The organism is Rhodococcus globerulus, assembly GCF_019334125.1.
In the GTDB taxonomy this organism is placed as follows: Bacteria; Actinomycetota; Actinomycetes; order Mycobacteriales; family Mycobacteriaceae; genus Rhodococcus_F; species Rhodococcus_F globerula.
This window is the reverse complement of sequence record NZ_CP079698.1, coordinates 901,834-927,829: the sequence shown is the minus strand read 5'-3', so window position 1 is coordinate 927,829 and position 25,996 is coordinate 901,834. Positions and strand designations below refer to the sequence as shown.

Annotated in this window: 18 protein-coding genes and 2 pseudogenes; 8 read left to right on the top strand and 12 right to left on the bottom strand. The window is 60.8% G+C overall.

All coding sequences use genetic code 11. From position 1 onward, the window contains the following. The first annotated feature begins 2 nt into the window (after positions 1-2). On the top strand, positions 3-665 hold the full coding sequence (locus KYT97_RS04120; RefSeq protein WP_245006016.1) for a class I SAM-dependent methyltransferase: 663 nt from the start codon (positions 3-5) through the stop codon (positions 663-665). Positions 666-999: 334 nt separating this feature from the next. On the opposite strand, the gene KYT97_RS04115 is transcribed toward KYT97_RS04120, so the two are convergent. From KYT97_RS04115 to KYT97_RS04100, 4 genes are read right to left on the bottom strand one after another with little or no spacing between them, the layout of a single operon-like run. Next, positions 1,000-1,776, bottom strand: a complete 777-nt coding sequence (locus KYT97_RS04115) for an enoyl-CoA hydratase/isomerase family protein (protein ID WP_045067775.1) — start codon at positions 1,774-1,776, stop codon at positions 1,000-1,002. Beyond that, positions 1,776-3,017 (bottom strand): CaiB/BaiF CoA transferase family protein, encoded by a 1,242-nt coding sequence (locus KYT97_RS04110; RefSeq protein WP_045067774.1) that lies wholly within the window; start codon positions 3,015-3,017, stop codon positions 1,776-1,778. The genes KYT97_RS04115 and KYT97_RS04110 overlap by 1 nt, the downstream gene beginning before the upstream one ends. Before the next feature lie 2 nt (positions 3,018-3,019). Then, complete coding sequence (locus KYT97_RS04105) at positions 3,020-5,197, bottom strand: hydantoinase B/oxoprolinase family protein (protein ID WP_045067773.1); 2,178 nt, start codon at positions 5,195-5,197, stop codon at positions 3,020-3,022. Between the two features lie 20 nt (positions 5,198-5,217). Beyond that, positions 5,218-7,269 carry a hydantoinase/oxoprolinase family protein gene (locus KYT97_RS04100; RefSeq protein WP_219111805.1) on the bottom strand — a complete coding sequence of 684 codons (2,052 nt, stop codon included), beginning with the start codon at positions 7,267-7,269 and terminating at the stop codon, positions 5,218-5,220. A gap of 338 nt (positions 7,270-7,607) precedes the next feature. Between KYT97_RS04100 and KYT97_RS04095 the strand changes: the two genes are divergently transcribed. From KYT97_RS04095 to KYT97_RS04080, 4 genes are all read left to right on the top strand, one after another. Beyond that, positions 7,608-9,536: a helix-turn-helix domain-containing protein gene (locus tag KYT97_RS04095; protein ID WP_219111804.1), complete on the top strand. Its 1,929-nt coding sequence runs from the start codon at positions 7,608-7,610 to the stop codon at positions 9,534-9,536. Positions 9,537-9,684: 148 nt separating this feature from the next. Continuing rightward, positions 9,685-10,959 carry a hydroxymethylglutaryl-CoA reductase, degradative gene (locus KYT97_RS04090; protein ID WP_045067771.1) on the top strand — a complete coding sequence of 425 codons (1,275 nt, stop codon included), beginning with the start codon at positions 9,685-9,687 and terminating at the stop codon, positions 10,957-10,959. A 1-nt stretch (position 10,960) separates the two neighbouring features. Then, positions 10,961-11,932, top strand: coding sequence for a hydroxymethylglutaryl-CoA lyase (locus tag KYT97_RS04085; protein ID WP_219111803.1), 972 nt, complete (start codon positions 10,961-10,963; stop codon positions 11,930-11,932). A gap of 1,132 nt (positions 11,933-13,064) precedes the next feature. Continuing rightward, the gene (locus KYT97_RS04080; RefSeq protein ID WP_116103295.1) at positions 13,065-14,390 is read left to right on the top strand and encodes an MFS transporter; all 1,326 of its coding nucleotides are present in this window, start codon (positions 13,065-13,067) and stop codon (positions 14,388-14,390) included. 182 nt (positions 14,391-14,572) lie between these two features. Here KYT97_RS04080 and KYT97_RS04075 read toward each other — a convergent pair. The 7 genes and pseudogenes from KYT97_RS04075 to KYT97_RS04045 all read right to left on the bottom strand — a co-directional run. Further along, positions 14,573-14,922, bottom strand: a pseudogene (locus KYT97_RS04075) (sodium:solute symporter family transporter); the annotation flags it as partial. Between the two features lie 116 nt (positions 14,923-15,038). After that, the gene (locus tag KYT97_RS04070; protein ID WP_219111802.1) at positions 15,039-15,920 is read right to left on the bottom strand and encodes a sulfurtransferase; all 882 of its coding nucleotides are present in this window, start codon (positions 15,918-15,920) and stop codon (positions 15,039-15,041) included. Next, positions 15,917-17,317 (bottom strand): NtaA/DmoA family FMN-dependent monooxygenase, encoded by a 1,401-nt coding sequence (locus KYT97_RS04065; protein WP_116103293.1) that lies wholly within the window; start codon positions 17,315-17,317, stop codon positions 15,917-15,919. Before KYT97_RS04065 ends, KYT97_RS04070 begins: the two co-directional genes overlap by 4 nt. Continuing rightward, positions 17,314-18,684 carry an LLM class flavin-dependent oxidoreductase gene (locus tag KYT97_RS04060; protein ID WP_219111801.1) on the bottom strand — a complete coding sequence of 457 codons (1,371 nt, stop codon included), beginning with the start codon at positions 18,682-18,684 and terminating at the stop codon, positions 17,314-17,316. The genes KYT97_RS04065 and KYT97_RS04060 overlap by 4 nt, the downstream gene beginning before the upstream one ends. Continuing rightward, positions 18,681-19,655: an ABC transporter substrate-binding protein gene (locus KYT97_RS04055; protein WP_181933048.1), complete on the bottom strand. Its 975-nt coding sequence runs from the start codon at positions 19,653-19,655 to the stop codon at positions 18,681-18,683. Before KYT97_RS04055 ends, KYT97_RS04060 begins: the two co-directional genes overlap by 4 nt. A gap of 56 nt (positions 19,656-19,711) precedes the next feature. After that, a complete protein-coding gene (locus KYT97_RS04050; protein WP_219111800.1) occupies positions 19,712-20,575 on the bottom strand; it encodes an ABC transporter permease in 864 nt (287 codons plus the stop codon). Next, the gene (locus tag KYT97_RS04045) at positions 20,572-21,372 is read right to left on the bottom strand and encodes an ABC transporter ATP-binding protein (protein WP_239654734.1); all 801 of its coding nucleotides are present in this window, start codon (positions 21,370-21,372) and stop codon (positions 20,572-20,574) included. Before KYT97_RS04045 ends, KYT97_RS04050 begins: the two co-directional genes overlap by 4 nt. 1,051 nt (positions 21,373-22,423) lie before the next feature. On the opposite strand from KYT97_RS04045, the gene KYT97_RS04040 reads away from it, so the two are divergent. From KYT97_RS04040 to KYT97_RS04030, 3 genes and pseudogenes are all read left to right on the top strand, one after another. Beyond that, positions 22,424-22,573 (top strand): hypothetical protein, encoded by a 150-nt coding sequence (locus KYT97_RS04040; RefSeq protein WP_181317502.1) that lies wholly within the window; start codon positions 22,424-22,426, stop codon positions 22,571-22,573. Positions 22,574-22,854: 281 nt separating this feature from the next. Continuing rightward, a pseudogene (locus KYT97_RS04035) lies at positions 22,855-23,182 on the top strand (transposase); the annotation flags it as partial. 255 nt (positions 23,183-23,437) lie between these two features. Next, positions 23,438-25,087, top strand: coding sequence for an NAD-dependent malic enzyme (locus KYT97_RS04030; protein WP_245006015.1), 1,650 nt, complete (start codon positions 23,438-23,440; stop codon positions 25,085-25,087). Between the two features lie 196 nt (positions 25,088-25,283). Here KYT97_RS04030 and KYT97_RS04025 read toward each other — a convergent pair whose 3' ends face one another. Further along, positions 25,284-25,949 carry a TetR/AcrR family transcriptional regulator gene (locus tag KYT97_RS04025; RefSeq protein WP_051730327.1) on the bottom strand — a complete coding sequence of 222 codons (666 nt, stop codon included), beginning with the start codon at positions 25,947-25,949 and terminating at the stop codon, positions 25,284-25,286. Positions 25,950-25,996 lie beyond the last annotated feature (47 nt).

Sequence of the window (25,996 nt, the reverse complement as noted above, 5' to 3'; positions counted from 1 at the left end):
CAGTGACCAAGCATGTAGATAGCGCTACCGCCCCACACTCCGCAGATGCGTCCGAGTCGTTTTGGGAACCGCACTACCAGAAGAATATTCGACCGTGGACGGGTTTACCCAATGCCGCCCTCGCCGATATCACCGCCGACCTGACTCCTGGATCGGTACTCGATATCGGCTGCGGCGAAGGCGGGGACGCACTCTGGCTCGCAGGCAGAGGGTGGACGGTCACGGCCATCGACGTTTCCGCCACTGTTCTCGAACGTGCGCGCGCCCAAGCTGCCGAACGTGGCCTCACGGCCAACGTGACCTTCGAGAAATACGATGCTTCACAGTCCTTTCCGGACGGATCGTTCGATCTGGTGTCCGCACAGTACTTCCACACCCCGATTGGCATCCCCAGAGAACAGGTCCTCGCCAGAGCAGCAGTGACCGTCGCACTGCAGGGTGTGCTTCTGATCGTCGATCATGCCTCGACGGCCCCCTGGTCGTGGAACCAAGACTCAGACACTCGGTTCCCGACACCACAAGACACCCTGGCAAAGCTCAACCTCGACAACAATCACTGGCAGCCGATGCGCGTCGAAGCAGCACAGCGAACCGCATCAGGGCCTAACGGGCAGACGGCCACCGTTACCGACAACGTCATCGCACTCCGCCGTGTCGACCGTTAGAACTCACTACTCACGCATCGGACTCAGTTCACTCAAACACTGGAACCAGGAACACATCTGGTCGGATGTCGATACGCCACACGCCCCGGGTCGAACTCCCGCATTCTATGGAAATGGAGGGTGTCGCGAGAGATGCGGGCGATCGCGGTCAGGAGTACCTCTTGGAGCTCCGATGGGGGCGCGAATGTGAATCTGACATCCATGTTCCGGTGCGGGTTGTGCGTACCGTCCGTTTGTAGGTGGAGGCTCGGAAGCGGAAGGCACACTGGACGACTCTCCGCTTGCTGAAGTCCCGGTCAGCAAGCGGAGAGTCGAGCGCTGGGCGTATATGCGATCAGCGTCCGCGGCTGGGGAAGCGTGGGGATTCGCGGTTGGCGAAGGCCGCTAGGCCGGCGCGGGCGTCGGCGGAATCGAATGCTTGCTGCCCGTACAGTGCTTCGGCATGAAATGCCGCTTCGAGTGGCATGTCGCCGAGCTGGAGTACGGAGCGTTTGACTACATCGAGTGCGTTGCCGGACAGTGTCGCGAGACGGTCCGCCCACCGCATCGCGGCATCGAGAACATCGTTGGGCTCGACTACCAGGTTCACCAGACCCATGCGGTACGCCGTGCCAGCATCGACACGGTCGCCGAGTAGAAGCAGTTCCATAGCGTGTGCGTATCCGATTTGCCTGGTCAACCGTGCGAGGGTGCCGCCGGCGGGTACAACGCCGATCCCAACTTCGGGCAATGCGAACTGTGCAGTGCGAGAAGACACCCGTAGGTCTGTCGAGAGCATGATCTCGAACCCACCACCGAGCGCGAGTCCATTGATCGCACAGATCACCGGTTTGAACAACCGGGTGTGCTTCTGATGCGCGCCGTCCCAATGCGAGATGTCGAAATAGCCCTCTGCCAGGGCGGGGATCGATTCTGAGAGGTCGGCACCGACGCAGAAGGCCCGATCGCCGGCGCCGGTGAGAACCACCGTGGCGACGGAGTCGTCACACCTGGCTGACTCGAACGCTTCGGCCAGTTCGTCGTACATCGTCAATGTCAATGCGTTGAGCTTGTCCGGGCGGTTGATCGTGACAAGTGCTGTGGGTCCATGTTTTTCATACGTGATCGACATCAGAGTGCTCCTACTGATCGGAGTTTCTCGATGTGCTCGGGACTGTAGCCGGCGAGTGCTTGAAGGACCGGATCGGTGTGTTCGCCGACGAGATTGGCACGACGAGCGGGGGTTGCCGGTGTGACGCCGAGTTTGATCGGTTGCCCGAACATCCGAAGGTGTCCGAACTTGTCGTAGTTCACATCGACGATCATTTCTCGCGCAGCAGTCTGCTCGTCGGTGACGACCTCGTCGATCGTCTTGATCGCCGTCATTGGTACCCTCTCGCCTGCCATATCCTCAAGCTCGCTTCGTGTCCGATCGGCGAACCATTTGTGTAGGAGCGGGCGGACGCGACGCTCGTAGGTGTCGCGGTCGAAACGTTTGACCATGGTGTCGATTTCGGGATCAGTCGCAGCTTCGGGTTCGTTGAACATTTCGCAGGTGATCGCCCAGAACTTGTCAGTGTATCCGCCGAAAAACACATCGCCGTCCTTGCAGGGGAACAACTCGTACGGACGAACGAACGGATGCTCATTGCCGAGACGACCTGCGATCTCCCCGTCGACGGTGTAGTTGACGACCGCTGTTTCGGTCATTGCCACCACACTGTCGACCTGTGCGACATCCACCAACTGCCCCACTCCGTGCTGTTCGGCGTGCCGCAGTGCAGCGAGTGTTCCGATGACACCGAACATGGTCGCCGACAGGTCGCCGATGATGGTGCCGACCCGCAGTGCAGGACGATCGGATTCACCGTTCATCGACCACAACCCGCCAGCGGCTTGGGCGGTGTTGTCGTATGCGGGGCGGCGGCTGAGGGGGCCGGTTTGTCCGTAGCCGGAGATTGCGGTGTACACCAGTCGTGGGTTGATCGCTTGCAAGACGGAGTACCCGAGGCCGAGCTTTTCCATGGTTCCGGGTCGGAAGTTTTCCACGAGGATATCGGCTTTGGCCACGAGATCTTTGAGGACCTGCTTGCCCTCGGGTACAGCGAAGTCGACGGTGATCCCGAGCTTGCCTCGGTTGTATTGCGCGTAGAAGGCGCTGAGTTCCTCGTCCTCGTGTTTCAGGAACGGTGGGAAGGTGCGCGTGTAATCAGGGTCGCGCGGGTTCTCGACCTTGATAACAGTCGCTCCTAAGTCCGCCAATATCTGCGAACAGTACGGTCCTGCAACTACTCTGGAGACATCAAGGACCACCACACCTGAAAGCGCACCGTTTCCTACTTCGCCAGCCAGTAGGGTCTCGGGTGTGCTCATTGCTATGCTCCGATCTTCGACAGGGTGACGCCTTCGACCTTGATCCGGGCGTCGAGTTGGGTGCCGCAGTCCGGGCAGTAGAGCTCTTCGAGGTTCACAGTGCCGATCTCGTTGTTGCGGTGCCGGATACGTACTCCGAGGGCTTCCATGGATTCGGCGGCCACAGAAGTTCGAGCGTGGCAGCCATCTCGCCAGGAGTCAGCCGATCCGAGGTTACCGGTACACGACGGACATTCCCAAAAGCTTCCGTTGCGTGTGGGCGAGACGGGGCCGGAGATCAGATCGTCGCGGACGCTTCGTGTCGGCGTGGTGCCGATCCGTGCAGCGCGCATCTGACTGCGGAGTTCGATCGTTGCGGTGTCGTCAACATTGCCATCTACATTGAGGCCCACACCGTAAACGTCGTGTGCAGCGGCGGCCGTGATGTAACGATCGCGTACGTCCTGCGCCACGGTAGTGGCCGAACGGAGGAGTGGATCGCCGTATCCGCCGCCGCCGGCGCACCACTGCACGAACACGTCGCTCTGATGGACTGTCAGACCAGTGTGGTTGATGTCGAGGAGTTGGCGTTCGTCGGAGACGAGGTTGGTCTCTGTAGGGACTACGCCCTCGTCGATGAGCGAGTTGGCGTTGGTGCCGCGCCAGATTTCGTGTCCGCTACCACCTCCGGGAAGTCCGCCTCCGAATCCGTCGGCGGGTACCTGGGCGGTCGGCGAAAACACTGTTTGCACAACCTCTTCGGCTCCGCGAAGCGTCCACGCGAACTCGGCTCCGAGGCCGCCGCGGGTGCGGCCGTGTCCGCCACTGGGCAGAGACAGTCTCTTCCAGAGGTAGTGCACCGGGTAGAGCATTTCGTTCATCTCCACGTCGGGGAGCATGTTGTTGACCTGGGTCATCATGCCGGCGCAGTCCAGGCCGTCCGATTCTGGTTGGGCACCGGCGCCCACGGCGCCGCCGTCCATGTTGAACAGCACGGTGTAGTTGCCGTCGTCGGTGTTACCTGACGAGATGCCTCCGGTCCAGGAGTCTGCCCACACACCCTGGGTGCGATTGCGGATGATCTCGTCCTCGCTGAGGCGGCAGCTCTCGTTGAGCAGTTTCGTCACCACACGGCTGACACGAGCTCCGGTGGTGAGGTGGCCGTTGCTGATGGGGGCGGGAGGAACCGGGTCAACGATACTGCCCCGTCGGGTCTTGACCTCGAATGCGGCGACGACACCTTCGTTGAAGGGAACGTTCCACGCCAGGATCGGGACGATCGCGCTGGCGACGCTGCCGAGCAGTGCTCCGTAAGAGCAGTTGACGAAGCCGCCGGTTTGGTCGCTGGAATCGGTGAAGTCGAACGTGACCTGGTCACCGGACTTGGTCATGACGCAGTGCACGCGGTACAGGTCGTTGTCGTGGCCATTGTGCTCGGTCCACTCTTCCGCTTCCCACCGTCCGTCGGGCAGCTTGGCGATGCGCTCGCGCATCACCTGTTCGGAGAGCTGGAAGCTGAGTTCGGAGTACTCGTGGAAGGTGTCGAGGCCGAACTCGTCGATGGCCTCGAGCATCCGTTGAATGCCGGTGTTGTTGCTCGCTACCAGGCTTCGGACGTCATTCCAGTACAGGACCGGCACACGCACGTTGTTCAGAAGTAGCCGCTTGGTGGACTCGACCGGAGTGCCGGCCTCGAAGACCTTGACTCCTGGTGGAATGCGGACCGCTTCGCTGTAACAGTCCAGTGCGGCGGGTGCGAATCCGCCCGGTGTCATACCGCCGACGTCGACGAGGTGTGCTTGTGACTGCGCCCAGGCGATCAACTGGCCCTTGTAGAACACGGGGGAGATGACGGTGGTGTCCGGCGGATGGCTGGATCCGGAGGTGTGGGGGTCGTTGCAGATGAAGGCGTCGCCCGGCTGCAGTTGCTCATCGCCGATGGTGGCGACCAGGTTGCGGACTGCTACGCCGCCTGAGCCGATGTGGAACTGGACGTAGTCGGAGTAGCTGTAGATGCGGCCGTCCGGGGTGAACAGTGCGGTGTTGAAGTCGCCTGCTTCGGTGATCACAGGTGATCCGCTCGAGCGGATCATCGCGATGCCCATCTCCTCGACAATGGAGTCGAGTCGCATGCGAATCACTTCGAGCGTGACGGGGTCGTACGTGGGCAGTGACGTGTTTGCGTCATGTGTCGTAGTCATGTCAGGTGAACTCTTCCTCGTCAGTTCGAAGCCAGGCGGATCAACAGGTGGTCGGCGCCGTTTTCCACGACTGCGCCTTGCGGGATGAAGATGGTGGTGTCGGGTTCCTCGAGAATGCAGGGACCGTGGAATGGTTCGGTCAGTGCCGTGGCGTTGCGGTGCACGTCGACGGTGATCCGTTCACCGGTCATGGGGTCGACGATCTCGCGTGAATACGCGCTGTGCACGCCTTCGTTCTTGCTCGCCTGTACGTCGAGGACTTCGCTGACGCCAACTGCTCGGACGCGAGCATTCATCAGGACGACTTCTGCTTCCGCCCACGCGGTGCCCAGCCCGAATTCGGCTTCGTAGTCCTCGATGAACCGCTGGCGCAGGACGTCCTTGTCGCTCTCGGTGAAGGCTTCGGCGGGCAGTTTGGTGGTGACCTCGAAGATCTGGCCCGCGAACTTCATGTCGGCTTCGCGGTACAGTTCGCGGCGATCCGCGGCGATACCTTCGGTTTCGAACCAGGCCTGTGCGCGTTCTTCGAGAGCTGCAAATGCGCCTTCGAGTTGGGTGGCGGGCATACCGAAGTCCCACGGTGTGGTCTGCACGATCGAGTAGACGCTGTCGGCGTGCATGAGTCCGTAGGCGGAGAAGACCGCAGCATTGCGCGGAACGATGACCTCGTGAACGCCCGCTTCGGCTGCGATGGCCGCTGCGAAGAGACCGCAGGCGCCGCCGAACGCCACCAGGGAGAAATCTCGAGGATCGTGGCCGCGGTTGACTGTGATCTTGCGCAACGCGTTCGCCATCTGCGAGACGGTCAGGCGGTAGATGCCGTGGGCCGCTTGTTCTGTGGTCAGGTGCAGCGGCTCGCCGACCTCCGCATCGATCGCGGCGCTCGCCTTTGCGGTGTCGAGTTCGACGGTGCCGCCCAGGTAATAGTCCGGGTTGAGCAGCCCCATCGTCAGCGTCGCGTCGGTGACGGTGGGTTTGAGGCCGCCGAGTCCGTAGCACGCGGGCCCGGGAGTCGATCCTGCGCTGTGCGGACCCACTCGTAACAGCGCTCGTTCGTCGACCCAGGCAATAGAGCCGCCACCTGCGCCGATCGATTCGATATCGACAGCTGTCAGGCTGGTGGGCCACTCGCCGACCTGCGCCCGAGGTGAGACCCGGAACTTGCCGTCGACGATGGCTGCCGCGTCGAGGCTGGTACCGCCCATGTCGGCTGTGAGGATCTTGTCGCGGCCCAGTTGTGAGCCGAGCAACCGCGCCCCGGTCACACCGCCGACGGGACCACTGTTGAACATGGCGATGGGAGCTTTGTTGGTTTCTTCGACAGAGAGGAAACCACCGTGGACCTGCATGATCTGCACTCGGCACTGGAGTCCTCGCGCCTTGAGATCCGCTGCAAGATGCCCGAAGTGCGAACTGACAATGGGTTTGACTGCGGCGTCGAGCGTGGTGGTAATCATGCGCTCGTACTCGCGGTACACAGGGGTTAGATCACTCGATGTCGAGTACGGAAGATCTGGATGGTGCTTGTCCAGGTAGCTTCCGACGGCCTGCTCGTGAAGGGGGTTGCGGAATGACCACAGGAAACACACCGCGATCGCTTCGACGCCGGCGGCCAACAGTTCCTCGACTGCTGCTGCGATGTCTTCTTCCTTGATCGGTGCGACGACGACGCCTTGAGAGTCCACTCTCTCATCGATCTCGTAGATGTTCGATCGCGGGAGGATATCGGCGCGTGGGTGCAGTTCGTGGGGATCGCGTTCACTGCCACGAGCTGAGCGGCTGATCCGGAGAGTGTCACGAAATCCGGCTGTGGTCAGCAAACCGACCGGGGCGAATTTGTACTCGTCGACCGCGTTGGTGACGATGGTATTGCCCAGCGCGAACCGGGTGATCTGCGCGAAGAAGTCCGATTCGGAAAGACCCAGACGCTCGCGTAGGACGGCGAGCGCGTTCAAAATTCCGGTGGTGACATCGCGGGTAGAAAAGGCCTTACCCCGAACCGTCCGACCGTCGGCGATGGCAACCGCATCGGTGAACGTTCCACCGACGTCGATACCGACATGTATCTGCATTGCTACTCCTCGTGCATTGGAAAAGATGAGGTGTGGATGTGGATGGGCCCGGGTCGCTTTCGCCTCGACAGAAGAGGGCCGATAGCTGTGTGTTACCCATCACAGTAGGATCAAGCCGGCAGCTAGTCGATGGGGGTTCAACCCACAAACTGATGCAATAAGTGGGGCAATGACACAGTGGGTGAATATTTGCAATATCCGCTATCTTCAGGAAACCGTGGCTACGTCACGTGTTGGACGCAGCATCGGCCTCCGGGGAACCTGGACGGATGCCGCTGCATTACCGGCGGGACCTCGATTGCATCGCGGTTCTGTGTCGATTGGGAGAAACACTGGTGATGGATTCTCGGACCAAGCCCCCTGCACTGGGGATCCTGATCGATGTCGTAGTCGGCAACCTCGCCATCGATTCGCCCGAGGTCGGTGCGTTGTTCGAGCGGTTCCGCGTTCACGCGCCGGAGCGGGCAGCATTCGCCGAGAAAGCACGCCACCATCAAGGGGAGCTCACTCGCCTACAACGGCGAGAACGTGAACTCGGAGTGTTGTTCTCGAGCGCGCGTGAACTCGCCGAACTCCGTGATATCGACGCGCTCCTCGAGCGGTTGGTGAGCCGCGCCCACGAGATGATGGGCACCGATGTCACCTACCTGTCGGAATTCGATCCGGCGACCCGAGAGCTGAACGTACGCAAGACAGTCGGCTCGGTGACGGCGCAGTTTCAACATCTGCGCGTTCCGCCCGGTATGGGATTGGCCAGCCAGGTCGCGAATTCCCGTTCAGCGCAATGGGTTCACAACTACCAGGAGTGGGTCGAGGGGGAACACGAAACGCGCATCGACGACGCGGTCTCGGCCGAGGGAATCGTGTCCATCCTCGGGGTGCCCATGCTGACCGAAGGGCGGGTTCTGGGAGTGCTGTTCGCCGCCACCAGAACTGAGCACACCTTCACGCCGGAGGAGATTGCCATGTTGTCCGCACTCGCAGATCATGCGTCGGTGATACTGCAGACCGCGAACACGCTCGAACGGATCCGCCGTTCCGAAGACGAGGCCCGCACGGCATTGGACCGGCTTACCGAGTACCTGGAAGTGCGGGATCGGTCCAATGTCGTGCACCAGGAACTCATCGACGTACTTCTGGTGGGCGGCGGGTTCGAGCAGGTTTCGGGCACTCTGTCCACTGCGCTCGGTCGCACGGTCACGATCGTCGATCGAGATCTGCACCCGGTCGCGGCCTCGGTGTCGACCTCGACCTCGACCCAGGATTCACTGTCCTTGCCGTCGAGACATTCTTTGCCGTCGAAGGTTCTCGACGCTGTCATGACCAGTCGTACAACCGGGCATTGCGTTCGCGTCGACGACACCAGCACACCGATCGTCGCTGCTATCACCGCAGGCAAACTGTATTTCGGCGCGGTACTGATCAGCGGCGGTGAATCCGATCTCGGGCCGGTCGACGAACGAACTATCGAACGTGCCGCCCAAGTGGGAGCACTGTTGGTGCTGCAGCAGAATGCCGTTGCCGACGCAGATCTGCGTGCCCGCGTGGAGTTGGTCGCCGACCTTCTCGACCCCACACCGGAGCGGCGCCGCGACCTGGATCGGCGTGTGCGTGCACAGAACGTCACTCTCGGCGCGCTCGACTCGGTCGTACTTCTCTCCGTCCCCGCCGACGACCGCGGCGCCGCCGCCCGTGCCGCAACAGGGTTCGTCGGCGATCACGGTCTGGTCGGTGAACATGCCGGGATGGTCGTGGTCATCCTTACCGCCACCTCTCCGTCCGGGATCGCCGCGGACCTGCGTAATTACCTACGAGATACGCTGCACAGTCCGGTGCTGGCGATCACGACACCGACCGCGTCAACCCCGGAGTCCCTTCCTGCCCGCTTCGAATCCGGGCTTCGCACCGCGCGTCTGCTTGCGGCACTCGGGACGACAGACGCTGCGGTCAGTAGCAATGCGTATTTGCCGTACGCGCTGTTATTCGACACAGATGCACGGACCTTGAATGCGTTCATCGACGAGACGATCGGCCCTGTCCGTGACTACGATTCGCGCAAGGGCTCCGACCTGCTCTCGACCCTGCGGGCATTCGTGCGCAACGAAGCTAGCCCCACCAAGACCGCGAGGGCGCTCAACTACCACACCAACACAATTCTGCAGCGTCTTGATCGATTGAAGTCGCTCCTCGGCGACGACTGGCGAAGCGACGAGCACCTGTTTCGGATTTCTGCGGCGGTCCGTCTCGACGAGCTACGTAGGCAGTGATGATCACCCATCAAGTCAGTGAATCTATGGGTTTTCGATACATACCTGCACGCCAAGAACCGTCCTACTGTGTGAAGCGAAGCACATAACAGGGTTGACTTCGGAACAGACTACGTCCGAGCGCCCGCGAGTACGTGGAGGAACGCCAGTGCCCGTCAACAGTCGCATCCCCGGCTTGAAGGACTCGAGCGCGCAGGAGCGCCGCAAGGTTGTCGCCGAGCGGACAGGTCTGTCCGACCTCGACGTTGCCGTCTTCGATCCCGAACAGGGGCTCGGTGTCGAGCAGGCCGATCACATGATCGAGAACGTCGTCGGTGTCATGGGGATCCCGGTGGGTATTGCCACGAACTTCACTGTCAACGGGCGTGACTACCTCGTGCCGATGGCTACCGAGGAGCCGTCGGTGGTTGCGGCCGCCAGCAACGCCGCCCGAATGGCGCGAGTACACGGTGGATTTCACACGTCGAGCACTGATCCGGTCATGCAGGCTCAGATCCAAATCCTGAACTGCCCCGACCCTGAAGCCTCCCGGCTTCGGGTGCTCGAAGCCGGTGCGGAGATCATTGAACTGGCCAATGCCCAAGACCCGATGCTGGTGCGGTTCGGTGGCGGCGCCCGTGAACTCACCGTGCGACTGGTGCCGACCCGCACCGGGGTGCACGTCGTGGTGCACATCCATGTCGATGTGCGAGATGCCATGGGCGCCAACGCCGTTAACACCATGGCCGAGGCAATCGCTCCGCGGCTGGCCGAGATTTCCGGAGGTCGCACGTTGTTGCGGATCCTGACTAACAAGGCGGATCTCCGCATCGCCCGGGTACGAGCAATCTTCGACAAGGAATTGCTCGGCGGCGACGAAGTAGTCGATGATATCGTGCACGCCTCTGCCTTCGCCGAGGCTGACTCCTACCGGGCCGCGACCCACAACAAAGGGATCATGAACGGCATCACGGCCGCCGTGTTGGCCACCGGTAACGACACCCGAGCCGTCGAGGCAGGGTGCCACTCGCATGCCATCTCCGCCGACGGCCGCTACACGGCACTCTCGCACTTCGAGAAGACTGCGGACGGCCATCTCGCGGGCACTCTCGAAGTGCCGATGGCCGTCGGGTTGGTCGGAGGCGCCACCAAGGTCCATCCCGTCGCGCAAGCCGCGGTGAAGATGCTCGGCGTCTCCACCGCCTCGGAGCTGGCAGACGTGATCGTCGCCGTCGGACTCGCACAGAATCTAGGTGCCTGCCGCGCGTTGGCAGCGGAGGGAATCCAACGCGGTCACATGAGCCTGCACGCTCGCACCATCGCCGCGTCCGCTGGCGCCACCAGCGACGAAATCGATCTCGTGGTCAAGAGGCTCATCAACGACAAGAGCATTCGCGTCGAACACGCCGAAAAAGTCCTCGCCGATCTCCGATCCGGGCACTGACATGACTACCTCGTCAGCCGATGGCGATACGGTGTGGCGGCCGGCGCCCCACGAATTCACCGACCCCACACTGCCCAGCGCCGTCCGAGTGTATGAAGTCGGACCCCGTGACGGACTACAAGCCGAATCGGCCACCGTCCCTACCGAGGTCAAGGCCGAGTTCTGCCGTCGCCTGGTCGTTGCCGGTGTCCGATCGCTCGAGGTGACGAGTTTCGTTTCCCCGAAATGGATCCCACAACTCGCCGATGCGGAAGAACTCATGGCGGAACTCGACTTACCGGACACTGTCCGTCAGGTCGTACTGACCCCGAATGTGCGCGGGCTCGAACGTGCGCTCGCCTCAGGTGCTAAAGAGGTCGCCGTATTCGTCAGCGCCACCGAGACTTTCGCCCGCAAGAACCTGAACACCACTATCCTCGGCACGCTCGACAATGCGCACCGGGTAATCGCAGGTGCGCAGTGTGCCGGCGTCGGCACCCGCGGATACATCTCGATGTGCTTCGGGGACCCATGGGAGGGGAAGGTCGATCCTCGCCGCGTCGCCGATATCGCCGCGGAACTGATGGCCATGGGATGCTCGTCGATCTCGCTCGGCGACACGATCGGTGTCGCCACCCCAGGGCATGTCCGTGCGGTGCTCGACGCAGTCTTGGAGAAGGGTGTTCCAGTCGACTCGATTGCGGGGCATTTCCACGACACCTACGGCCAAGCGCTCACCAATGTCTATGCGGCATTGAGGTTGGGGGTCACTGAATTCGACACTGCAGCAGGGGGTTTAGGTAGGTGCCCGTATGCTCGCGGGGCGACGGGCAACCTCGCCACCGAAGAGTTGGTGTGGATGCTCCACGGTCTTGGCATCCGTACAGGTATCGACCTCGATGTACTCACGGACGCCTCGCAATGGATGGCCCTGCATATCGGGCATCCCAGCCCATCTCGCGTAGCAACCGCACTGACCGCAGCCCGCGCTTAGTGTCGTCCTCGATGTCCTCAGATCACTAATATGCGGGTACAAGGGAGCATCGAATGAGTTGTAGGAGCTCCTGAACGGGTTTCCTTCGGGCGCGACGGGTGTGTACACCGAATACTTGTCGGGACTCCTATAGATTGGCCCTGCCATTCCTCGACCTTCCGTCGCTGATCACCGATGGGGTGTCGTGCCGAGTACACCCCATCGGTCAGTCGAAGTTTGGTCGGCGCATTGCTTGGCTCTCCTTTGGTGGAGGCAAGTCCGATCCGCAGCGTTCATCCGAACGTGCAATGGTCCATCGGGAACGCATTCTGGCGCTTGAAGATGTTGTTGTACAACCTGATTCAAGATACTTCGCAGACTCCGATTCGTTGCAAGACCGTAGCAACTCTGACTGCTCTCGGTCCGCTCCACTCAGATCGAGTTTCTCGAAAAGTACGTCGCCGCAGCCTTCGGGCTGTGCCCACAGACGGTGATGGTCACGGCATAACGGCCTGAGGCCCTCGCCGTGCCTGCTTCGACCGCACACCCCAACGTTCAAGGTTTGACGAACCTTCTTTGCAGGATGCAAGTTCGAAGTGTTGATCATCTCCGTTAGTCCGACTTGACGACAGCAGTGGCAGACGTTGGCGTTGCCGAGCGGTGATGAACGGCCGAGTCAACTCGACATAGCAACGGGTGCCTTCGAATGCGCAGCGCGGAAGGAAACACGCTGTGCGAGTTCGTGACGAGAACAATTCGAGGGCAATCGCATGATTCCTTTCGGATAGCGGATGTAAAGACCGTTCTCCAAAAGTGCTCTACGCGAAGGATATTCGAATTCGCATCTCGGCTTCATCGTCGACGCCAATATCCTCGCGCGCAGTTTCTCCGCCCATTGATATGAGCATGAATGACGCTGGAACATCCTGTCCACCAGCCGGACTCCCGAGCGTGGACGCGTTCTGATGACCATACGGGGCAGTGTGAGATCTACCCATTTTCTGTAGCAATTGACGTGCGAATCGCCCGTTCCAAGGGGTGGTTGCCGACCGTAAAGTGACCATTACCACACGGCGGGTGGTCTTCATCGCGACTCATCAGGGTAAATAGACCCAGATGGCTGTACCCCTGCCCCTTGCCAGGAAGTAATTACATGGATGCGACACCGTTGTCCGAGCAAGTCCCTTCATCAGTCGGGAAAGATCAACAGACCGAGACGAACTCTCAGCCAAGTCGTATGCGCGCGATTGTCGCGTCTAGCTTGATCGGTACGACGATCGAGTGGTTCGACTTCTTTGCCTATTCGACCGCTGCGGCGCTGGTTCTGAATGCTCTTTTCTTCCCTACCTACGATCCAGTTGTCGGCACCGTTCTAGCGTTCGGTGGTATCGCAGTCGGCTACTTCGGTAGGCCCCTCGGTTCTGTCGTGTTCGGGCATTTCGGGGACAAGATCGGACGCAAATCAATGCTCGTCATCTCACTTATTGCGATGGGTGGGGCGACGTTTGCGATCGGACTATTGCCCACCTATGAGGCAATCGGTGTTGCAGCACCGATTCTGCTCATGGTCTTGAGGTTCGTTCAGGGATTTGCGCTGGGCGGGGAGTGGGGTGGTGCTGTCTTGATGGTCGTCGAGCACTCACCTGAGAAGAAACGAGGACTGTTCGGTAGTGCTCCACAGTCAGGTCTCGCACTCGGTTTGACCCTGTCGACGCTAACCTTTCTGGCGCTCGGGCAACTGCCCGATGATGACTTTGCGAGTTGGGGTTGGCGAATTCCGTTCCTGCTCAGCGCCACACTGGTTATCGTAGGGCTTGTTATTCGACTCAAGATCTCAGAAACCCCAGCCTTCAAAACGCTTCGAGAGTCGGGCACACGAGTCGACATGCCCATCGTTGAGACGCTTCGGAACCATTGGAAGCCGGTTCTGCTTGCCGCGCTGTGTTTTGCCAATGTGGGTGCGATTTTCTACGCGCTGTTCACATTCAGTATCACCTACGGCACCACATACATCGGGCTCTCCCGCAACACGATGCTCCTGGTCGCTGTCGCCTGCTCGGTCGTGGCTTTCTTCGGGATTCCAGTAGCCGGTGTGTTGTCCGATCGGTTCGGACGTAGGGCTGTGTTCATGACTGGGATCGTGCTAACCATCGTGATCGCCTTCCCCATGTTCTGGCTGATCGACAGTGGAAGTGTTCTATTGACGGTGACCGGTTATTTGCTGGCCACGGTCGGGTTCTGTGCTTCATACGGAACTTTAGGCGTCTTGTACGCGGAGGCGTTCACTGTATCGATTCGCTACACAGGTATGTCTTTGGCATTGGGCATCGGAACGGTTCTCGGATCTGCATTCGTGCCGATCATCTACCTTGAGCTGTTGTCGATCTTCGATGGCTCGTGGGCAATCAGCCTCTATATCGTGTTGACGGGCGTGATTTCGGTGTTCGCGGTTCGAGCTTTGACTGCCGATCAAGGTTGAACCGACGTGGTACGGATGGGCGGTTCGGGCTATCGGATTCCTACCAAGGGGCAGTCGCTCCGTTCTTGGGATAGTAACTTCGAACCCCGGTTAAATCGCCGTGCGACGGTCTTTCTCAGCGGAAAGACGCGATCATGCGCGGCGGTTCCATTCAGGGACGGATGCCTCTATGACGGGTCGGGCGTCGGTGCTGCGAGGTTTCCGCCGGTGCCGACTCGTTCGGTGCCGTCGGGCCCGAGTATCGCTGCGGCCCCGAATCCCATCACGATGACAATCAGGTAGAACATGCTGCACAGTCCGACTGTCCAGCCGATCGAATTCGGGCTGTGCCGGCATCTGGGACAGTGACGAAGCGGATCAGGATGTGTGGCCATGCCGGCGGTGCCGAGTGCAAATGCCAGTGAGTAGGAGACCAGGTTGAGTGCTCCGGTCTGGCCAGAAATCAGACCAGGGAGAGGATCGCGTCGCCCGCTGCCGCATTTTCAGTGGCACCGGAGAGCATTCGGGGCAGGCTGAAACCGAATTTGGTGAGGCACGCCTACGCCGACTCGGTCGCCCTGCGGATACAACCCGGCGATGGCGCCCTGTGTATTCTTCCCGTCTCAGATGTATTCGGATTCAACACGGCGCTGGCGGGTGTACCCGTCGTCAGAGGCCGACAACGAGTGGGGCGTTCACGTCGAGCACCCATTCGTTGAGCGACCCGTCGTACACCCTCACGTTGCGGTACCCGAGCAAAGTGAGGGCGAAGGCGTCCAGGCTCGCCGAGATCCCGCCACCGCAATAGGTGATCACCGGCTCGTCCTGGTCGGCTAGTTCGTCGAATTGTGTTGTCAGTGCAAGAGTTCCGGTCTGAGGGGAGAGCATGTCGGCGGCGGGCACCGAGACAGATCCCGGTATGCGACCAGGACGGCCACGAAAACCGCTGTCTACCTCAGGGTTTTCCGGCGGGAGGGCGCATACGAGCGTTCCGCGTAGTTCTCCGTTGACGACGGCCAGGACATCGGCGCGCTCGACGAAGAACCCGTCGCGTGGCTCTGCGACAAAGATCCCGGCGTCGACCGGCGCTGCGAGCCCTGATTCCAGGGCGTGGCCGGCCGCCTTCCACGCCTGTAGGCCGCCGTCGAGCACTGCGACTCGGTCGTGGCCGAATGAGCGGAACAACCACCACAGGCGTGCAGAGAACGCATTGATGGCATTGTCGTACAGTACTACTCGGGAGTCCGGGCCGATTCCGAGTGCGCGTGCTGCAGTCTGGAATCCGTGGGAATCCGGGCGGGTGAACACCAACTGCGCGTCAGGGGAGGAGAACGCTTCGAGCAGGTCTGCGAATCTTGATCCCGGGATATGCTCGTGTTCGAAGCTTTCTCGGCCGCTGCGCCATTCGACGCCACCGCCGCTACGGGCGACGCTCAGCACAGTGGTGTCGATTGTGATGATGTCGCCTTCCGGCAGTGTTGACGCAAGCCATTCGGCGTCGACGAGTGCGGGTAGTTCGTTGACGAGTGCGGGTAGTTCGTTGACGCTCACGCTGTTTGTCCCGCTAGGTTGTGGGCGCGGCGGCCTGGGTGGTCGATCGGCAGCTGGGGGCCGGTGCCGGTCAGTTTCTCGCGTAGCGTCCTCGCAATTGAATGGTCGGTGGCGGGGATTACGAGTAGTCCGCGTGCGCGTAACTCTGGCACGACGTACTGCACGAAATCGTCCAGGCTGTGCTGGCGCAGCATGTATGCGACGTTGAATCCGTCGACTCCAGTCTCGTCTCGGAACCGTTCGAGCTGGTCGGCGATCTCGGCACCAGTTCCCAACTGCACGTTTCCTTCTCCGCCGAATGCATAGGCGCGTAACAGGTCTCGTTTGGTGAAGCGGCGCCCGGACCGGCTCAGTCGGCGCAGGTAGTCCGCTGTGTGCTGGGATGTCTGTCCCTTGACAGGCAGGTCGTCGAGATTGATCTCGCCGGTATTCGGCAGCGCATCCACGTCGATGCCTGCCCATTGTTTCAGCACGAACCCGGCGCTCCCTTCGTCGTGGTGATCGACGAAGTCCTCGTATTTGCGTTCCGCATCGGCGCGGGTTGGGCCCACCACCGGAATGATGCGAGGGAGGAAGCGCAGGGATTGGGGGTCGCGCCCGTGCTTCTCGGCGCGATTGCGTATGTCCGACACAAGGAACGAGGTTTCCTCTGCGCTTGCGGCGTTGAGGTATACGACCTCGGCGTGAGTTGCCGCGAACTCGCGGCCCCTCTCACTGGATCCGGCTTGGAACAGCACCGGTGTACGTTGCGGAGACGGTGCGAATACGGGAATCCCCTGAACCGAGAATCGAGGGCCGCGGTGGTCGACCGGTCGGACCTTGTCGGAATCGATGTACACGCCACTGGCCGCATCACGGCGCACGGCGTCGTCATCCCAGCTGTCATTCCACAATGCGTAGGCGACGGCGAGGAACTCGTCACCTCGGTCGTAGCGATCGTCATGTTCGAGTAGGTCTGCGAGTCCGTGGTTGAGCGCTGCCTGACGGGCGTTGGTGGTCACCATGTTCCAGCCCACACGGCCGCCGGTGAGGTGATCGAGCGTTGCAAACTTTCGGGCCAGCCGATAGGGGTGGTCATACGTGATCGAGGAGGTGACGACGAACCCGAGTCGCTCTGCTGCCCGCGACATTCCCGGAATCAGGTAGGTCGGGTCGATACGTGGCCCGAACCCCTGACGCAACTGATGTTCGTGTTGGGAGGGTATGTCCGAGCCGATCGAAGGCATGTCGGCGATAAACAGTGCTGCGAAGCCGGCGTCTTGGAGTTGTCGTGCCAGGGCGTTCCAATAGCTGGGCTTCTTGAACAGTTCCGGCTCGAAGTCCGGGTGGTTCCACAAACCGCTGTCGGCGGCCGGGCCGGCCTGCTCGACGTAGGTGAGAATAAACGGTTTGGTCATGGTGTCCTCACTGCTGAACTCGCCCGGCGCCCCGGGTGGTTGTCGGGTAGGCCCGGACCCCGGCCGGTGAGCTTCTCACGCAGGGTTCCAGCGGCGTATTCGGTCTGCACTCTGCCTCGCTTCTGCAATTCGGGAACGACGTGGTCGACGAAGTCGTCGATGGTCCCGGGTTGGACGACCGATGCCACATTGAATCCGTCGGCGCCGGTGAAATCGATGAATTCTTCGAGTTCGTCGGCAACCTCTTCAGGTCCACCGATTGTCAGCGCACTGGTGCCGAATGCGAAAACCTGGGCGAGTTCGTCACTGGACCAATCGCCACCAGGCTTCTGACGCCTTAGTGATTCGACGAGACCGCGCGTATCGGACTTGGACGCAATTCCCAGTAGTTTGTCCTCGCCGGCTTCGGCGAAATCGATGCCGGTCCATGCTCCGAGTAACGTGAAGATGCCGTCGGTGCTGGAGAAGCGCAGAAAGTCCCGAAAACGACGGTGCGCGTCAGCTGTATCGGCGCCGACGATCGGTGTGATCTTGGGGAAGAACAACACCGAGTCGGGATCGCGGCCCAGTTTTTCAGCCCGCTGACGGACGTCGTCGACGATGAATTTGGTGGCCTGCATGGTCGGTGTATTCAGGAAGACAGCTTCGGCGTGCGCTGCGGCGAATTGTCGCCCCCGCTCAGAGCTTCCGGCCTGAAAGAGAAGCGGAGTGCGTTGGGGCGTCGGATCGACGGTATGTACACCCGGCACTGAAAACCATGTGCCGCGGTGCTCGATTCCCTGCACGAGTGCGGGGTCGGTGTACACACCAGCGGCCTTGTCGATGACAACCGCGTGATCTTCCCAACTGCGTTCCCACAGTTCGTATGCGACGTCGAGAAACTCTTCGCCTCGGGCGTACCGAACTTCGACGTCGACCTGTGTGGAATGCCCGTGCAGTCGGGCCGCACTGTCGAGATTCGAGGTCACGATGTTCCATCCGACGCGACCCTCGGTGAGAAGATCGAGCGTCGAAAGGGTTCGGGCAACGGTGTACGGGTTCTCGTACGTCGTCGATACCGTGACTGCAAACCCGAGGTGCTCGGTCACTTCTGCCATCGCCGGCACCAGATAGGTGGGGTCGTGGATCGGTACCTGGATCGCCCCGGTGAGCGCCGGCGCCGGGTTCCCGTGGTACACGTCGTAGAGGCCGAGCATGTCGGCGAAGAACACGGCGTCGAACCGGCCGCGTTCGAGGGTTCGGGCCAATCGAACCCAGTAATCGAGGCTGGTGAATTCGTGCGCATGGTCGTCGGGGTGTGCCCAGAGCCCGGGCGAGACGGTGGGTCCATTGACGGTAACCGCGTTGAGGCGGATGCGTTTGCTCATGACGCGGGCAGGAAATCGGTGGTCCATGCGCCGTCGAGGGCGCTACGGTCGGTGACCGTTCCTTGCCTCAACTGCAGCTCGTAGATCGCGTCCCAGCGTTCCTGGGTCTGCCAACCGAACTGGTGCGTGTCGGCGTCGCCGCTCCAGATGTACGGAACCTGTGCTGTGAATTCGGCGACGATGTCCTCAATCGAGCTGTCCTCGATGTAGGCGGAGAGGATGTCGGCGGCCTTCTGCGGCTCGTCCCGAATGAAGTCCCAGCCCTTAACTGTGGCAGCGACGAACTTCTCTACCAGTTCCGGATTGTCGTCGATCAGTTTCCGTGTAGTGAAAAGAACACTGCCGTAATCATTTTCGGATATCCTCGGAATCGTTCCCACCGTGATGCCCTGCGCTGCGAGGGTTGCCGGCGTCGATGTTGCGTAGCCCTGCGCAACAGCATCCGTATCGGCTGCGAACGGCGCGTAGCTGCCCTGGAACTGCACCGGGCTCACCTTGTCGAGATCGAATTCCTTGACGGTGAGTTCCCAGTCACCCGAGGACGGCTGGGTGTAGACGGTACGCCCGTTGAGGTCCGCGAGGGTCTTGATGTCTGCTCCGGCGTGGTACACGTACACAGCAGGACTCTTTTGCAGGGTCGGCGCCAGAGCGACGACGTCGATCCCCTTCTCCCTCGCCTGCAGGAGCGGGCCGCCGTATTCGAGGCCGAAGTGCGCGCCGCCACCGGCGACGATCTTGACGCTCGACGCCTCGGTGCCACCGGGTTGCACGGTGACGTTCAGACCCACGTCGTCGTAGTAGCCGTTTTCGAGGGCGATGTACGCGCCGGCATTAGTGGGTTGGGCGAGCCAGTCGAGGGCGATGGTGACGTCAGTTTCGGAGTTATCGGCGGTACCAACGGCGTTGGAGCAGGCGGACAGCGTGAGTGCTGTTACGAGTACGAGCGGAGCGAGCAGACGTGTGCGCTTCATGAGAGTTCTTTCGGAGCAGTGGGTGACGGATGTAGACCGGCAATGAAAGAGGCCGGTCAGGAGGCGGAGGACATTTCCGATTCGTGCCATGACGAAAGGAGGAGTCGGCCGAACCATTGGACGATTTGGAAGAACACGATTCCGAGTGCGGCACACGCGAGGCCTGCCGCGAAAAGTAGCGGTGTTTCGAATCGGCTGGCCGATTTGGTGATCAGAAAACCGAGGCCTGCTCGGCCGCTTCCGATTCCGGAAATGTATTCGGCGACGATGACGCCGATGACCGACATAGTGCTCGATACGCGCAGGCCTCCGACGATGTACGGCATGGACGCGGGGATCCGTAGCCTCACCAGGGTTTGCCACTTCGACGCATCGAGTAGCGAGAACAACTCGACCATCCGCCGGTCTGCGGAACGTAAACCGATGAGCGTATTCGACAGCACGGGTACGAACGCCATGATCGTGGCAATGATAACCACCGAGGTCTGGGTGACTCCAAACCAGATGATGATCAGAGGTGCCGTCGCAATACTCGGGATCGTTTGCAGCAGAATCGCATAGGGGTAGGCGCTGAGTTCGATTATGCGGTGACTCGATAGCAGGAATGCACCGAGAATCCCCACTGCGGCACTGACCACGAATGCAACCACAGCTTCGGTTCCTGTGATGACGAACGCGGACAGGATCAACCCGGCATTCTCTGTCGCCGCGTCAAGTACGTCCGACGGGGCGGGGAAGAGGTACTCGGGAATCTCGCGAACCGTGCATACGACCTGCCAGAGAGTGATGACCAAAACAGCCAACAGAAGCGGAAACACTATGGGAGCCCAGTTGATACGCCTCGATGTACGTCGACTGGGGCGCGCGTGTTCGGACTGCGAGGGTTCGATCGAGTCCGCGATGTCAATGCTGATGGTCATATCGCTATCCGTCCGGCATTGTTCTCGAGCGCTGCAGAGATACGGGAAACGCTCGCGGTGTATTCGGAATCGCTGCGCACCTGATCGGCAGGAAGCGCACCAACCGGATTGTCGAATTCGGCGACGACGCGGCCGGGCCGGGAGCCGAGGACAGTGATCCGAGTGGACAGGAACGCCGCCTCGAAGACGTTATGGGTCACGAAAACGACAGTGAGACCAGGGGTGTTCTGCCAGATCTTCTTGATTTCGGCTTGCAGGTCTTGACGTGTGATTTCGTCGAGCGCTCCGAAAGGTTCGTCCATGAGCAGCAAGCTCGGATCGAGGGTGAGTGCGCGAGCAATCGACACACGCATCCGCATACCGCCCGAGAGGTGGCGAGGCAGGTCACGCCTGCGGTCCGCGAGGCCGACGACGTCGAGGGCACGGTCAACCGCTGCATTGATCTCCTTGCGTGGGCGGCCGGCCAGGCTCAGGGGTAAGGCGACGTTCTTGTGCACGGTAGCCCACGGCAAGAGCGTTGCGTCCTGAAATACGTAGGCAATTCGGCCACTACGTCGAGCCTGCTCAGGCGCGGTGCCGAAGACCGAAACGTCACCTGCAGTTGCGGTGTCGAGAGCAGCGATCAGTCGCAGGACAGTGGACTTGCCGGAACCGGACGCGCCCAGCAACGACACGAATTCCCCGGCCGCGATATCGAGGTCGAGGCGCTCGAGTGCTGTGGTGCCGGTGGAGAAAACCTTCTCCACACCGGACATGCTCACGACATGACGTGTGTGGGCGTAGCTGTCTGTAGTCACCGGTTGCTCCTCTCTCGTCCACGTCGGCTCGCATTCGATGCACGAGACGGTCCTCCACCCGAATGTAGGTGGAGCACAGTGGTGGTCACGCGAGAGTGTGTAGCTCTTGCCCCCTCAGTCCGGTTGTCGACCGAGAGCTGGACACGCACTGGTGGAGCGCGCATCGGAGTAACGTCACCGTAAATTCCAGCAGGCATCGAACCTACGAGGCCTGCTGGAAGAAAAGAATAAACGGGTGGTTGCCCGAATGTAAGCTCTGAAATCAGGCTGATTGGAAAGCTGGCCGGATTCGGAGATCTCAGCGTCTGCCAAGTAACGCTCCCCGATTGAGCCTCACATTCCCCGGAGCAGCAGCGGGGTATTCATGAAACGTGGTACCGGATCGGTGAACTCAACGTCTGCACGCGTCTGGTGCTGCCGGAGGTCGGCATGAACTCAGCACGGCAGAAACCGAAAACTCGGCGGAGGAAAGAACAGCCGTTCGTCCCCGACACCAATCATCAACTCTCGAAAAGTTGTTCAGACAACCCGCCGATCGTCGTATCGAGACAGAAAACCTCTGAACGGATCGGGTATGGCGTGGAAAGAAACACCTTAGGCAACTCGATTGGTGGGAAACGCCCAACTGCGGGACTTCGTCACCTACAAAGCGAGAAAGCAAATCGGATCTCGCAGTGCAAAATTCCGCCGCCCACTGGTCGCGGACGGCTCATGGGGAACACGACGCAGCCCGCAATATTGCTTCGCTCGCCCCCGTACGGTCAGGGCGCATTGTCAACCCGTTTACCGCACCGCGCCTCTCGCCGCCGGTAAGAAGGTGAGCATCAAATCCGGCCCTTTAGATCCGAGCAGTCGATCCTTGAGCCAGTTACTCCTAGGAAAGAAGTCTCCTTCCTGATGGATTCGCAGAGCGACGAACGGTGTAGCTCTTCAGAGTGAGGGTTCTTCGTCACCACATAGTTGACGAGTCAGTCACACCAACGGGCTCGCTTCACCGAATCATCACGTCAATCTTGTCACGCTCGAACGCATTTTAGATTGAGGAGATCACATGGCGAAAACAGATCACGGCGACGACGCCCCGAAGGCTGGGCATCCGGGCCCGACAGACAAGGGTGGGAACGGAGGTATGGCTACGCGCGAGCAGGCGGCTGACTCGGTTCCGAATTCAACTGATGAAAAGGACGAGCGTCAGACGTAGTTCGAATCGATCAGTCGCCTTGAATCTCGACTTTCGTTGTGGCGGTGCGCAAGAATCGCCGGTTGTATGCCGGTGTTGGCGTCGCACTGAAAAGAGTGCGCCTCGGTGGGAGCAATTGACGGGTCATCACACCCACCTGTGGTCGAAGACTTGATTGGTCAGGCGTTGGAGTGATCGGGTTTCCCGTCGGCGGGGTAAACCCGAGAGGATTTCGCGACGCTAATTCTAGCGTTTTGAGGGAGCTCACCGGTGCTCGTGGTGGACCTTTTGCGCGCCGGTGGGAGAAGATCGACAACCCGCGTCACGAGGCGAAGGATCGCGTCCGGATGGCGAAAGCGCAACGAGCGCTGGCGAAAAAAGAGAGAGGGGTCCGCAAACCGGGCGAAGGCCCGGTTCAAGGTTGCGAAAATCTATGGGCGCGTTGCCGATCGGCGACGCAACCATCTGCGCACACTCTCCACTCGACTGGTGCGCGAAAACCAATTGATTGCCGTCACGAGGTTGAGCCTGCGGAACATGCTGAAGAACCGCAGTTTGTCTCGGGTGATTTCGGATGCGGCGTGGTCAGAGTTTTGGCCGATGCTCATATACAAGGCTGGTTTGTATGGCTTCGTTGCTCCGTGGAGTCACTAAACGGTGGCGGTCTGAGAGAGGCACCAGGGCGGTCTCTTGTGAAGGGAGCACCACCGTCGATAGCAGTTCACACTGCGAGCAACCCTGATACGCCAGCCGGGACAGTTCAGTCAACCTGTGGGCAGCGCAGCGACTGCGGGGTTAGATTTGACTCCAATTGAGGTCAGTCATTGGCGCCGGACTGTCACCTGAAGGGTCCACTGGCGGTCCTCCCGGCGGATGGGGGAGAGCATGGACGAAGCAAAGAAGATTCTTCGCGACGATGCGGTGAACCGGGGAACTGCATTCACGCAAGAGGAGCGTGCATCACTTGGCCTGGTAGGGCGGTTGCCATCAGCGGTCGAGACCCTTGATCAGCAGGCGAGACGCTCATACGCACAGTTGCAAAAGCAGTCAACGGATCTCGCGAAGTACATCTACCTCGATTCGCTCCACGAGCGCAACGAAGTCTTGTACTACCGCGTGATTGCGGATCACCTCTCGGAATTGCTGCCCGTCGTGTACGACCCGACCATCGGGGACGCGATCGAGCAGTGGTCACAAGACTACCGCCAGTCGCGTGCAGTGTACCTGTCGATCGATCACGTCGACGACATCGAAATTGCCTTCGCCACACTGGAATTGGGTCCGGAGGATGTGGACCTGATCGTCTGCTCCGACGCTGAGGAGATCCTCGGGATTGGGGACTGGGGCGTCAACGGTACCGACATCGCCGTGGGGAAACTGGCGATCTACACCGCCGCAGCCGGCATCAACCCCAATCGCGTCATCGCGGTGAATCTAGATGTGGGGACAAGCAACGAAGCGCTCCTCAACGACCCGTTCTACCTTGGGAACCGACACAATCGCGTCCGGGGGGAGAAGTACGACAAGTTCATCGGAACCTACCTCGAGACAGTGGAGAAGCTCTTCCCGAAGGCACTGCTGCATTTTGAGGACTTCGGCCCCTCCAATGCCCGCCGTATCCTCGTAGACCACGCCGACAAGTACCGCATTTTCAACGACGATCTTCAGGGAACCGGCGCCATCGTCATGGCGGCGGTCATCTCGGGGCTGAAGGTCACCAAACAGACGTTCGCGGATCAACGACTTGTCATCTTTGGCGCTGGCACCGCCGGCACGGGCATGGCCGACCAGATCTCCGCCGCGATGAGCCGCACCGGGCTCAGCGATGACGAGGCCCGCGCTCGAGTGTGGCTTATCGACCGCGACGGCTTGGTCACCGACGATATGCAGGACCTGCCCGACTACCAGCAAGCCTATGCCCGGCCAGCACACGAAGTCGCCGATTGGGGCGGGCGCCCTATCGACCTTCTGACGGTGGTCCAGCACGTCAAACCCACCATCCTGATCGGTACTTCGACCGCGCACGGAGCTTTCACGCAGGACGTCGTAGAAGCGCTCAGTGGCGGGGTTGAACGCCCCATCTTGCTGCCGCTCTCGAACCCGACCAGTCGTATAGAGGTCATGCCCCAGGACGCCATCTTGTGGTCCAAAGGGCAGGCGTTGATGGCGACCGGGATACCGATCGAACCGGTCGAATACAACGGCGTCACTTATCGGATCGGTCAATGCAATAACGCTCTGCTCTATCCAGGCCTAGGCCTTGGCACGATCGTGTCCGGTTCTCGTCACGTAACCGATGGCATGCTCCTTGCAGGTGCGGTCGCGGTCGCCGGTCAGGTGGATGTCTCGGAGCGGGGAGCGTCCCTCCTCCCCGACGTCGAAAACCTTCGTGCCTCGTCCGCGACGGTGGCTGTGGCGGTCGCGAAGGCAGCAGCCGATGACGGCGTCGCCACCGTGACCCACGACGACTTGGTGCAGGCCGTTCAGGATGCGATGTGGCTGCCTGTGTATCCGGCCACCCCTCAAAACAGCTGATCCTGGACAACTCAGATAGGCAGGTTGCCGATTTCTCCTAATGGCGAACAATGCGTCGAGATGCTGCGTTAATCGGTTGGCTATGGGAGATGAAGTTGCATCCGGGTGGCGGCCACACCGCCTCTCGGCGCGAGGCTCGGCGTGTTGACTACCTGGCACGTTGTCGCTGTTGAGGCATGGCCTGGTGTCAGTGCCGTTAGGCCGGGCTACGCAGGTATCCGTCGATCAGTATGTCGAGGCCTTCGAGATAACCATCGGTCGTCGTCCCGGCCGGCCAGTCTTCGAGCACCTCGTTGAGTACGGGTAGTTCCGCGGGCCCGATTTCTCGGATCTTGATCGCAAGAGGTGACACGCTGCCTTCGGGTCGCGCGCTGTCGTCATAGATGTTGAGCAGTGCGCCGAGCGTGTAGTTCCACAGCGCTCGGTAGACCAACAGTGCGCGGCGTGGAGACATGCCCAGTTCGACACACGCGGCCATGGCTCGATCGACCAGGACGACGGCGCCGCTACCGCCGCGCCCACCGCGCTGAAGCAACTCGATGATCCAGCGCTCCGATGCCAGCGTTTCGAAGATCGCGGTGAAGATCAAGCGAATCCGCTCGACCTGATCCTGTGGCAGGACCAGCGAACCGAGGTCTTGTGAGTACGCATCGAGAACCGCGCTGATCAGCTGTTCCTTGTCGCCCACGTGTCGGTACAGCGCCATCGGTGTGGTGCCGAGCGACTTCGCCAACGCTCGCATGCTCAGTGCGTCGGCGCCGCCGGACTGAAGTTGCCGTTTCGCCTCTTCGACTATCTGCTCCGACGTGATCGTCGGGGGACGTCCGAGCCGCGGCGATCTCGGTTCCATCTTTTCGGCCATGCATCGATTGTGCGCGCCCCTGCTACGGCGCTCTCGCCCGGGGAACC